At 40.8% G+C, this 12,222-nt stretch carries 11 protein-coding genes; 8 read left to right on the top strand and 3 right to left on the bottom strand.

The genetic code is table 11. The features are described 5' to 3' along the window. The first annotated feature begins 34 nt into the window (after positions 1-34). The 6 genes from crcB (JI667_RS03700) (at position 35) to JI667_RS03675 (ending at position 4,189) form a co-directional block, all read left to right on the top strand. The gene (gene crcB / locus JI667_RS03700) at positions 35-433 is read left to right on the top strand and encodes a fluoride efflux transporter CrcB (protein WP_206850683.1); all 399 of its coding nucleotides are present in this window, start codon (positions 35-37) and stop codon (positions 431-433) included. 5 nt (positions 434-438) lie between these two features. Further along, positions 439-792 (top strand): fluoride efflux transporter CrcB, encoded by a 354-nt coding sequence (crcB, locus tag JI667_RS03695; protein ID WP_206851145.1) that lies wholly within the window; start codon positions 439-441, stop codon positions 790-792. A 275-nt stretch (positions 793-1,067) separates the two neighbouring features. Then, positions 1,068-1,679 carry a TetR/AcrR family transcriptional regulator gene (locus JI667_RS03690; protein WP_206851144.1) on the top strand — a complete coding sequence of 204 codons (612 nt, stop codon included), beginning with the start codon at positions 1,068-1,070 and terminating at the stop codon, positions 1,677-1,679. A gap of 18 nt (positions 1,680-1,697) precedes the next feature. Further along, positions 1,698-2,582 carry an ABC transporter ATP-binding protein gene (locus JI667_RS03685; RefSeq protein WP_206850681.1) on the top strand — a complete coding sequence of 295 codons (885 nt, stop codon included), beginning with the start codon at positions 1,698-1,700 and terminating at the stop codon, positions 2,580-2,582. Positions 2,583-2,588: 6 nt separating this feature from the next. Continuing rightward, on the top strand, positions 2,589-3,380 hold the full coding sequence (locus JI667_RS03680) for an ABC transporter permease subunit (protein WP_206850679.1): 792 nt from the start codon (positions 2,589-2,591) through the stop codon (positions 3,378-3,380). A 14-nt stretch (positions 3,381-3,394) separates the two neighbouring features. Next, positions 3,395-4,189 carry an ABC transporter permease subunit gene (locus tag JI667_RS03675; RefSeq protein ID WP_206850677.1) on the top strand — a complete coding sequence of 265 codons (795 nt, stop codon included), beginning with the start codon at positions 3,395-3,397 and terminating at the stop codon, positions 4,187-4,189. A 165-nt stretch (positions 4,190-4,354) separates the two neighbouring features. On the opposite strand, the gene JI667_RS03670 is transcribed toward JI667_RS03675, so the two are convergent. The 3 genes from JI667_RS03670 to JI667_RS03660 form a co-directional block, all read right to left on the bottom strand. Further along, complete coding sequence (locus JI667_RS03670; RefSeq protein WP_206850670.1) at positions 4,355-4,852, bottom strand: DinB family protein; 498 nt, start codon at positions 4,850-4,852, stop codon at positions 4,355-4,357. A gap of 646 nt (positions 4,853-5,498) precedes the next feature. Beyond that, positions 5,499-6,935, bottom strand: a complete 1,437-nt coding sequence (locus tag JI667_RS03665; protein ID WP_206850668.1) for an MDR family MFS transporter — start codon at positions 6,933-6,935, stop codon at positions 5,499-5,501. Positions 6,936-7,127: 192 nt separating this feature from the next. Next, positions 7,128-10,187, bottom strand: a complete 3,060-nt coding sequence (locus JI667_RS03660; protein WP_206850666.1) for an efflux RND transporter permease subunit — start codon at positions 10,185-10,187, stop codon at positions 7,128-7,130. A 212-nt stretch (positions 10,188-10,399) separates the two neighbouring features. On the opposite strand from JI667_RS03660, the gene JI667_RS03655 reads away from it, so the two are divergent. Beyond that, on the top strand, positions 10,400-11,281 hold the full coding sequence (locus tag JI667_RS03655; RefSeq protein WP_206850665.1) for a TetR/AcrR family transcriptional regulator: 882 nt from the start codon (positions 10,400-10,402) through the stop codon (positions 11,279-11,281). Positions 11,282-11,573: 292 nt separating this feature from the next. Beyond that, positions 11,574-12,212, top strand: a complete 639-nt coding sequence (locus JI667_RS03650) for an ABC transporter permease (protein WP_206851143.1) — start codon at positions 11,574-11,576, stop codon at positions 12,210-12,212. Positions 12,213-12,222 lie beyond the last annotated feature (10 nt).

The raw sequence follows: 12,222 nt of genomic DNA, 5'->3' as shown, positions 1-12,222 counted from the left end.
CTTTCATTAACAATAAGATATATGAGGTGGAAACATGGTTTACATATTCGTTGGGGCAGCAGGAATGGTGGGGGCTTTGTTACGATACTATATAGGAATATTTACCGGGGATTTGTGGAACCATACGTTCCCGCTGGGGACTTTTCTGGCAAATATGATCGGGAGCTTTACATTGGGGCTGATGACCTCCTATATATTTCGAATAAAAAAGCTTCACCCGATGTTAACAACCGCAATCGGAACAGGGTTGGTCGGATCATTCACTACGTTCTCCACTTTTAGTGTGGAAACCGTTCATCTGCTATCCCATTCACACTTGGTTATAGCATCCCTCTATCTAGTCGGTAGTGCGTCCGGTGGCCTGTTAATGTCATGGGCGGGCTATAAAATAGGAATGCATAAATTCACACAGTACAAACAGAAGGGGGCTTAAAGATGATCGTCAATGGAATGCTTGTGGCATTCGGCGCTTTCTTTGGAGCCATTGCCCGCTTCTGGATCAGCCGTTTATTTAAAAAATACAGTATGTCTGATTTTCCATATGCCACATTAAGTGTAAATCTGCTTGGATCATTTCTATTGGGTTATGTAATGGGAGTCGGTATCAGCGAAAATGGTGTTTTGTTACTGGGAACAGGATTCCTAGGTTCTTTCACAACATTTTCGACTTTTAAACTGGAAAACATCCAACTTTTTGTTCAAAAAAGATGGAAACCTCTTATTTCTTATCTTGTAATTAGTTATACATTTGGCATTTTATTCGCTTTTTTCGGAATGATAGCAGGTAGATAATAATAATTCATAAGCATTAGTTGCAACCGGAATCAAATAGAACATACTTAAAAGCTCAGGGCGAACCTGAGCTTTTATCATTCATCTATCCTCACTTCAATTTTTGCGGTTTGTATCATTAACGCGAATGAATATGATGGAGTTTTGTTCAGCATAGTATCAAGAACCATTATAGAAAAATAATATTGACCATAGTGGTCAAAAAGAGTAGAATGAAGTTGACCACGTTGGTCAACGGAACCCTTATTATAGGAGAGTGTAAAAGTTTGTTTAAAATGTTAAACATTGATTCTGAGAAGGAAGATCGAATCATTAACGCAGCAACCCGGGTATTTTCCGAGAACGGATATGAGAAAGCTTCGACGAATGCCATTGTAAAGGAAGCAAAAATTTCCAAGGGAATCCTTTTTCATTATTTTAAGAGCAAGAAGGAATTGTACATCTCTCTGTACGAATATCTCTCAGAATTATTCACAGACAAAATTTACGAAAAGGTCGACTGGCATGAGCATGATATATTCATTACGATCCGCTCAGTTACATTGATAAAATTTGAACTATTTTCTGTATATCCTGATCTGATCAATTTCCTTACCAGTGCCTTTTCAGAAGAAGCACCAGAGGTAAAAGACGATATTGAGAAATATAAAGAAAAAATGGTTCAGAGTAGTTTTGCCACATTATTTTCTAATATCGATACATCAAAATTCAAAGATGGAATCGATGTAAAAAAGTCGATTAACATCATTTATTGGACTTTTGAAGGCATTGCTAATCAACAACAGCAGAAAGCAAAGTCACTCTCGGTGGATAAAATCAATCAGCAGGAAGTTCTGGAGGAGATTGACGCCTATATCCAGTTATTGAAGACCTCATTTTACAAATAGAAAAGGGGGGAGAAATCGATGAATGTGATTGAACTTCATTCACTTACAAAAACGTATGGGAAATCAAGGGGGATCACCGATATTACTTTTCACGTCGAGAAGGGAGAGATCTTTGGCTTTATCGGACCCAATGGAGCCGGGAAGTCAACAACAATACGTACACTGCTATCACTGATTCATCCGACAAGCGGAAGTGCAACCATTTTTGGAAAAGACTGTATTGAATTTGCCCCTGAAATTGCGAAAGAAGTTGGATACCTGCCGTCTGAAGTCTTTTATTATGACAATATGAAGGTCATGGATCTCCTGAAGTATTCTGCTAGCTTCTATAAAAAGGATTGCTCAAAAAGAATCAAGGAGTTGGCCGAGGAGTTAAACCTGGACTTATCAAAGAAGATTGACGAACTCTCACTTGGTAATAAAAAGAAGGTCGGGATCATTCAAGGATTACTTCATGAACCGAAACTGATCATTTTGGATGAACCTACATCAGGACTGGATCCTCTTATGCAGCAAAAATTCTTTGAGCTGCTTAAGGCTGAAAACGAAAAAGGAGCGACCATCCTATTTTCTTCACATATTCTGAGTGAAGTTCAGCGTCTCTGTGATCGGGTAGCGATTATTAAGGATGGAAAAATCGTTCAGGTTGAGAGGATCAGCACATTAAAAGAAAACAATCATAAAAAAATCAAAATAGAAATCAATGGAGAAGTGGATCCATCGTACTTTGAACTTGAGGGTGTGAATAATCTGGAAATGAAAGATCAACATGTAAGTTTCCTTTTTAGAGGAAATATAAACACCGTTTTGAAGAAGATTGCAAACATTGAAATTTCGAATCTCTGGATCGAGGAGCCGGACTTAGAAGAAATCTTTTTGCATTATTATGAAAAGGAGGCTTGATTCTTAATGAATATCTTCCTTTATGAACTGAAGGCTTATCGGAAGTCTACCTTGTTTTGGACCTTAGCACTCATCACCTTGTTAATTTTGTTCATGTCCATGTATCCGTCCATATATAAAGAAATAGACGAATTTAAAAAGCTTCTGGAAGGGTTTTCGGAAGGAGTTCGCAGAGCATTGGGGATTCAAGTCGAAACGATTGGGTCTCTTAACGGGTTTTATTCTTATATATTTCTGTACATTACACTTTGTGGTGCCATTCAAGCCATGAATGTTGGGATTTCGATCAGTTCAAAGGAAATCAGGGAAAAGACTGCTGATTTTCTGTTTACCAAGCCCGTCACCCGCACGAGAGTACTTTCTTCTAAAGTGCTGGCAGCTCTGACTTCGATCCTCTTGACCAATCTCGTCTATATGATTTCCGCCATCACTGTTGCCAATATGGTAAAGGTGGAGGATTTCAGTCTGATTGTTTTCTTCTTGATTTCTCTTACACTCTTATTCACTCAAATGATCATGTATTCGATTGGTATGATCATTGCGGTCGTATTTTCAAAAGTGAAATCGGTCATTTCGGTTTCTTTAGGTGTGGTATTCGCTTTCTTTTTAGTGGGGATGGTGGGAGCGGTGGAAGAAGCAACTCGTTATTTCACCCCCTTTAGGTACTTCGATTACACGTATATTATGGATCACGGGAGGTATGAATGGGCATTCCTGATCCTGGGATTGGTCTTGATTTTTGTTTCCCTGATGACAAGTCTCGTTATTTATAATAAAAAAGATATCCATACGGTGTAGAAGGAGGGGAAAGGATGAATGTATTTGTGAGAGAATTAAAGGCACATCGAAAGTCCCTTATGATCTGGTGCATGGGGATGGTCGCTTTGATTGGATCCGGCATGGGGAAATATGCAGGCTATTCTTCTTCTGGTCAGTCCATGAATGATTTGATGGCCGGAATGCCCAAATCGTTACAAGCATTTCTGGGGTTCGGTACGCTGGATTTGTCCACGGCAAGTGGATACTATGGGATGCTCTTTCTTTATATTTTGTTAATGGCAACCATTCATGCAGCCATGATTGGCGCAACGATCATCTCCAAGGAAGAGAGGGATAAGACAGTAGAGTTTTTGTTCGTCAAACCACTGAAGAGAAAGAATATTATAGGAATCAAGCTGTTGGCTGCCTTGACACAGGTTGGGATACTAACCCTAACTGCCTGGATTTCCTCCTTGTTGTTTGTGGGTCATTACAGTGAAACACCTATAGCAGGGGATATAGGAATCACCATGTTAGGAATGTTCATATTGCAAGTGCTCTTTTTAGTAAGTGGATCTGCGATAGCTTCTTACAGTAAACAATCAGGTAAAGCAGGGTCATTTGCGACGGGCGTATTGTTATTCACCTTTATCCTTTCCTTTGCCATCGATTTAAGTAAAAAAATCGAGCACTTGAAATACTTCACCCCATTCAAGTACTTTGAAGCGAAGAACGTCATGTATGGCGGAGGACTTGAATTTATCTTTGTAGGGATATCACTTGTTCTGATTGTGGTTTTAGCATTTTCTACATTCCTGTTTTACGATAAACGAGATTTGAATGTGTAATGGACTGCCCATCTAATTTTCTTTAGATGGGCTTTTCTGTCAGAACTTATCATCAACTTTGTGAATATAAACTAAAGATATATCGTAAAATCATTCCTCATTTTAATTAAAGGAAAGAATTCGTTGTAAAAAGCTTAGGTGATAATTTACACAATCAATGGATTACTAGAATAATTTTTTTTTCAATTCTTCGATTTGCTCTAAATGCCTTTTTTCATGGAACCCGATAAATGAAATCCATTCATCTAATCGGATATGTCCAAAAATGGGATGAGGATAAGCTTTTCGCTGCAAGGCTTCCTTACTTGTTGTATCCAGGAAAGTTAGAAGATCGTTTCGAGAAGATGCCAGTTTATCTTTCATTTCTTGGAGGGTCAGCTCCTCTTCTGTTGGAACGACGAAGGGTGGTGCGTCTACTTTGGTAGAACGATCGACGGTAAAGTGAACCGGTTTTGATTCCACTTCTTGCTCTTCACCCTTTTCCAGCGTCAATTGAATCGTTTTCGTAAGGGATCTTTCCATTAAATAGAGATGATCCAACACTTGCATGATTGTCCAACGGTCGGCTTCCAATTCCTCGTTCAACTGCTCATCAGTTAGATGGTTTACACTATCTAATACTTCAGAACGAATATCTTCAATCGTTTTAATCTCTTTCTCCATGACATGTCCTCCTCTAATCTGCTCTAAATTCCATTCTACTCCCGGATAAAAGGTACGTACAGCAAAAGCCCTTTTGAATCCCTTTTTTTTAACAGGTCTGTTTTCGCAAAGATTGTTGCTATCCGCATACAAACTAAGATTTACGATGCTCTGTCATTTAGGTTGTAGTGCAGGACGGTGAAGGGAACAGTCCCGCTTTCCACGGACGTTCAGCCGAGCCTCCTCAGGAAAAACCGCTTCAGGGGTCTCGGCACGCCCGTTTTCCGTAGGAGTCTACGCAGTCCCCTTCACCCTCTAGAGTAGTAAAGTATTCACAGAGCAATATAGAACGTGAACATCGATTATGGAAGGTTAAAGGAAATATGATTAAATAAAATCGTTCATTACAACGAATGAAAAAGCAGCGGCATAATTTATCTCCACATTTCCTTTATGATGCTAATACATTTCTTCTGTATAGTTGATTCTCGCTCCTGGGGGGAAAGATGCAGAGGCGGCTCGAACAGCCCCTCGGAAAGCGAGCACCTGTAGCGGAAATCAACAGCCACTTGCTACATCCAAAAGACACAATGTTTACAAAAACAGCCTTATAAAAAAACGAAAAGCCAATTATTCATCAGCTTTTCGTTCAATTAAATAAATCCAATTAATTTTCCAGTTCGGCTTTTTCAAAATCCGGTGCAATCGCTTTGCGTACAAACAATGAAGTGAAGAATGCGATTGCCGCCAAGAATAGTGCGAACCAATAGGCATGATGAACGCCATAGGTCATGGCGTTATGAAAGATTTGTTCCGTTCTTACACCTGACTGCCCTTCAATATATCCTGCCTGACTTTGTGTCATGATGCTGACAAAGATGGAGACACCCAGGGCACCTGCAACGGGTTGCAAAGTATTGGCAATGGCGGTCCCGTGCGGATACAGGTGTTTCGGAAGTTCGTTTAACCCGTTCGTCTGTGCCGGCATCATGATGGCTGAAATGGATAGCATGAGAATGATGTAAACGAGAACAAAAAGCCAAATAGGTGTTGACGGATTGATTGTACTGAAGAATATCATGACTCCCACCAGTGTGAATGTACCTGGAATGATCAGTTTTCTAGGTCCGTATTTATCGAATAGTGAGCCCATCGTTGGAGACATAAGTCCATTCAATAGGGCACCAGGGAGTAACAATAACCCTGCTGTTTTAGCTGAATATCCCAGAGGTCCCTGAAGATACATCGGCATCACGATTTCAGAAGCAAACATAGCCATGATGACAATGACGAAGATTGTCACCCCTCTTGTATAGCTTTTATATTGGAAAACGCGAACATCAAGGAGCGGTTCAGTAAGCTTCAATTGACGGAATACAAACAGAATGATGCTGAAGATCGAAACCGCTATGATGATAATGATCTTAATAGAAGTGAATCCCGCTTCTTCTTCACCTGCAGCACTGAAACCGTAAACAATGCCGCCAATTCCTATGGATGAAAGGATGATGGAGTACACATCGACACCAGGCCGAGTCACTTCACCAACATTTTGTAGATATTTCAGTGCAAACAGAATAGCAAACACGGCAAATGGAATGACGGTGATGAACAACCATCTCCATCCCAGTAAATCAACGATGACACCGGATAGAGTAGGTCCGATAGCCGGTGCAAACATGATGACCAAACCGAATGTACCCATAATCTTTCCGCGAACTTCCGGGCGGTAGAGAAGCAGCAAAGCATTCATGATAACAGGGATCAGTAATCCTGTTCCAACAGCTTGTATCATTCTCCCTGCAAGAAGCATGGGGAAATTTATGGCGCATGCTGCGATGATGGTCCCAAGAAGAAATATAGTCATGACCCCTATGAACATTTGTCGTGTTGTAAACCACTGGATCAAAAGGGCAGAAATAGGCATCAAAACCCCCATAACCAGCATGAATCCCGTGGCAAGCCATTGAACTGTGGGAGCATCTACGTTAAATACCTCCATTAATTCTGTCAGTGCGATATTTAACAGTGTCTCATTTAATATAGCGAAGAAAGCACCGATCATAAAAGTTATGAGGATCGCTTTTGAATTTATAGCAGGCATGAATTCCCTCCAAGATTATAAATTATTACACGTATCTATCATGCTTGATGCACGAAAATATCACAAGAAGAATGTTCATCCTGTCCCTTGATACTTAAGTACACAAGAAAGGATTTCTATAATCTTTCCATCTTAGGATTTATTTAATCATAAAAAAGGGGAGACTATGTCTCCCCCTTTGGCGTATTTGCTTTAAGCTTCAGCCTTTCTTCTTCTGAACCGATTAAAGACAAGGTACATCATTGGAACAATAATCAGCGTCAATACAGCTGAAAAGAGGATACCTGAGATAATCGTTACGGCTAATGGAGTAAATAGTGCATCCCCGCTTACTGCCACTGGAATAAGTGCCACGATAGAGGTGAGTGCTGTGAGAAGAATAGGACGTAATCGTGTTCGGCCAGATTCAACGACTGCTTCCTTCACACTCATTCCATTCTTAAGCCCTTGCTCAATAAATTCAATTAATACGACGGAATTCCTTACGACAATTCCAGTCAGTGAGACCATTCCCATCACGGCCAGGAAGCTGATGGGTGTTTGGGTGACAAACAGTCCGAGGACCGCACCTGCTATCGCCAGGTATACAGCAACCAGTACAAGGAATGGAAGTGATAAAGAATTGAATTGAAGGGCAATCAACAGATACACCAAGAATATAACAATGATAAACAATATGGTGATTTCTGCAAAGAAATCATTCTGCGCTTCGTTTTCCCCGCCTAACGTGATGGAATAATTTTTGTCATCTAAGTCATTTCGGACATCTTTAACAATTTCCTGTACATTTTCTTTATAATTTTCCTCGTCATCAGGGAAGGCACGAATCGTTATGGCCCGTTCACCGCCCTTGTGTGGAATAAGCTGGAGTTCTTCCTTCTTCTCTGAAGTAACAAGCTGATCCAGTGAAATCAGCTTTGGAGGTCCTGCAGGATTACCACTTTTAGCAGGAACTTCAAGTGAAGCGAGGTCGACTTCATCATCCTTTGCTTCTATAAGAAGAGTCATATCCCGCTTTGTGACTCCATTATCAAATGCCTTCATAGGAATGCCCTCTGTAGCTAAACGGAGCTGTTGGCTTACATCATTAACAGTCATTCCATTTTCTTCAAGTTTTTCACGATTCGGCACATATTGGATCGTTGGCTCCATATCTCCAACATTGTCAACGACGAGATCAGTATCCAACGCATTAATTTCAGGGGAAATGTCATCTCTTAGGGATATCAATTGATTGATATCGGGCCCTGAAACGGTAACCGTTACAGGAGCTCCTGCAGGAGGACCTTGCTGGATTGTTTCCATGAAAATCTTCGCTTCAGGATAATCCTTACGTAATTTGTCCGTCCAGTCATCAATCAACCCTTGTGCAGTTTGATTTTTACGATCGACTCTTGCTACAAGTTGACCAGTGTTCTGTCCGGAATTTGATAGAGAACTGTTGAAAAGATTCGGTAATCCGGTACCAGCGAACGCAGAAGTTTCATAGACGCCATCATCTGTCTTTAAGAGTTCTTCTATTTCATGCAGAGTGGTGGAAGTTTCTTCGATCGTTGTTCCAATAGGAAGGGTGACATCAACGGTTACTTCTTCACGATCGGCTGATGGGAAGAATTCAAATGGAGTCAGGGCAATCAAGCCAAAGATCGCCGTCGTGAAGACCAGTCCGATGGCAGAAACGACAAAGGGCCTTTTTGAAAACTTCGTCAAAATAGTATCTGCATAGAAATCTGCAAGTTTATTCAAAGGCTTTCCGAATAACCCGGGAGCATCGGATACCTTTTTCTTCGTTTTACTATAAAGCAAGTATCTCATGATGGGAACAAAAATCAATGCAACGAGTGTTGAAGCAATGATAGTCGTAATCAAGACAGTCGGTAATGCCCTTATGAATGCCCCATTTCCACCTGACAAGAAGATAAGAGGCAGGAATGTAAAAACTATGGCAAGAGAGGAAGTGACAATCGAAACCCAAATCTCTTTCACTCCTGTTACAGCACCCGTTAATGCTCCATCACCAAGTTTATATCGACGTTGAATATTGTCGTTGACCACAATCGAGTCATCGACCAGGATACCGAGTGCAATAATCGCTCCGATAACGGAAATCTGATTTAAGTCCACTTCTGCAAATGGAAGCGGTATTAATCCCATTAGCACGGAAATCGGTACAGCTAGTGCTACAACAAAGGCACCAGAAACCGTCAATCCAAGGGCGGTAGTCAGAATGACCGCAACAACGGAAATGGCGAGGGACATAAAGAGTCCATCGAATATATTGGTGACTGTGGATGCCTGGGAATAGTAGGGCACAAGCTTTACATCAGTTGGAAGGGATTCTGACAGTTCCTCCACTTTATCACTTACTCTTTCATCAACCGTTGGAATATCTTCGCCTGGTTGTACAAATGCAGTAAACGAAACGGAAGGCTTTCCTTCAAAGGTTACAATGTCTTTGAGTTCCTTAGGGGCAGTCTCTACGTTAGCTATGTCTTTAAGAAAAACCGATTCACCTTGAGGGTTCTTACCGACGAATAGTTCGTTCATTTCATCGAGAGTGGTAAAGTGATCAACGGTTAATTGTACTACCTTATTGTCCACTTCCTGCTTTCCAAGTGGGGTAGGATAATACTCATCATTGATTGCACTCATGATAGCCGAAGGATTAAGGCCCGAGGCTTTTAATTCGTCCTGCTTTAGTTCGATGACAATTTCTTCTTCAGGGAGTCCTTTCACTGTCACGCTGGAGACACCAGATAAATCCTCCACTTCTTCTTTCCAGTTGTTTATTTCTTCATCCAACTCAAGAAGTGTTTCTTTCTTGTCACTCGTTATGTGGTATGAAACAATTGGCATTTTTACAGTGGATTCATTTACTTCAGGATCGAATGCCTCTTCCGGAAATGATGTTGAAGCATCCGAGACGGCTTGTCGGACATCGCCGAACACTTCCTTTTTGTCTTTGCCGTCTTCAACCTCTACAATGATAGTAGAGAAACCTGCTGCTGAAGAAGAGTTAATCTCCTTGATGCCATCGATTGCTTGCAATGATGATTCAATGGGATTGGTTACCCTCCTTTCGACTGAATCAACTGTTGCACCAGGGTAAACAGTCGTCACCGTGCCAATGTTGACACTTGTTTCAGGTATCTCCCTTTGGGGTAATTGGATAAACGTGAAAATCCCGATAATGACAAATAATATGACGAATATCAACACGATTTTCGAACGATTTAGAATAGATTTTAACATGCATGAAACCTCCTTTAATAACGTTTGACTAATTGGTCACTAGATTAGAATGAGAAGCGATGGAACATTGATATAATGGAATTTACATTAGATGACTCACTAGTCATTTTACCTAAAATTCCAATGTAGTCAAGAATAAATGCTCTTCTAATTTGCCTCGGGTATGGTTAAAATGAGAGAGTGAATGTTTTTTAAATATAGAGGTGTAGAAAATGGATAAAAGGAAGGCGATACTTGAATCAGCAGTGGAACTCTTTGCAGCTTATGGATATAATCAGACTTCTATGCAGCAGATTGCCGATAGTGTGGGTATATCAAAGGGTTCACTTTACACATTTTTTCAATCTAAGGAAGATCTAATCATATCGATATATGAACATTATCAGCAACTCGTATTTGAACGGGCATTCGTTGTAGGACTGGATGGGAACCTGCCTCCATTGGAGCGATTCGCCAAACAGTTCCAAGTTCAATTCGAAGGAATTTTAGAGTACAAATCCTATATGAAGATGCACATGAGAGGGGAGTCGGCCAAGAATAGTGAAAAGCTGCATGCCATGGAACACCGTATGAGGGGGAGGCTGTTCAGCTGGCTCGAACGCAATCTCTTGGCAGTTTACGGAGATGAGATCAGTCCTTATAAATGGGACCTGATGTGGATGACACAATCAATCTATTCATCTTATATGATGTTAATGATCTCACATGATGATTCTCTGAATCCGGAAATACTGGGTACGCATATTGTCAGGCAAATTTCCCTCCTCGCAAGTGATTTCCTAAATGGTAACAGTGCTCCATTATTAGACGATGATCTGATGAAGCCTTTTACTGTCAGCATGGATAAGGAAGGAGCCTTCATCTCTTTTGAGAAAAGGGAAAATGCGTGGAGGGCACTCTATGATAAGATTAAAGAATTGAACACAACTCAGGTTCCCTACCTTATGAACATAGCAAACAGGATTTTAGAGCAATGCCGTGAAACCGATCCAGATGAGTTGATTATTAAAGGTCTGTTCAGATTGTTGATGGAAGAACAAGAAATTAAACTACAAGCCGAAGATTTAGAAAAGCAGCTCCTTCCCGTTAAATAGGGAAGGTTTTTATTTTCATCGAAACGCTTGAAGAACTCAAAGAACCCATTTCCAAAACATGTAATGACAATGTAAATTCGAAATGGCTGTTAGTAAATTCAGATTCACCCCCTCTGCTAAAGGCCGTCATATGTAATAATATGTTTCGAGACCCGAATAAGAGGGAATAAGAATGTTGGCGCATTTATACGGTTATACTAACTCCGTGGGTCGTCAGGATATATTAGATCCTGGACGGCTTTTATTTTGCCCATACATATATATGAAGGAGGGAGTACATGTGGATAAATGGATGAAATTTCTTGAGGTCAATGCCCCCCGGATTCTTGATTTAACGGTAGAACATGCAGTGCTTGTGGGACTTGCCATTATTGTTGCACTTTTAATCGGGGTTCCTCTCGGAATCTATCTGACAACAAATGACTACCTGGCAGAAACAGTTTTGCAGATAGCATCTGTTATGCTCACGATCCCGAGTATTGCCCTATTTGGATTGATGATTCCGATCTTCTCTATCGTTAATCAGGGAATTGGGTTTGTTCCTGCCTTTGTGGCATTGGTCCTTTATTCTCAGCTTCCCATCATTCGGAATACATATACAGCTATTCGCAATGTTAGTCCAGAGATGCGCGATGCTGCAAAGGGAGTCGGGATGAAGACCCATCAACGCCTATTGAGAGTGGAAATTCCAAACGCATTTCCCGTTATTATGGCAGGAATACGCACAGCTGTTGTAATGAATATCGGAATAGGTGTGATTGCAGCATATATCGGTGCCGGCGGATTAGGAGTGCTTATCACTCAAGGGATTTCCAGGGGGGATAACTACTTGATCATCAGTGGATCGGTTGCAGTGGCCATATTGGCCATGATTGCTGATGGCATTTTGTTATGGATCCAAAAACGATATACCCCAAAAAGCATTGCATAAAGTAAAAGAG

Origin of the sequence: Bacillus sp. NTK074B (genome assembly GCF_017303375.1) — a bacterium.
Taxonomy (GTDB): Bacteria; Bacillota; Bacilli; order Bacillales; family Bacillaceae_B; genus Rossellomorea.
Note: the sequence above shows the minus strand (reverse complement) of the source record. Positions and strands in the feature narration are given on the sequence as shown.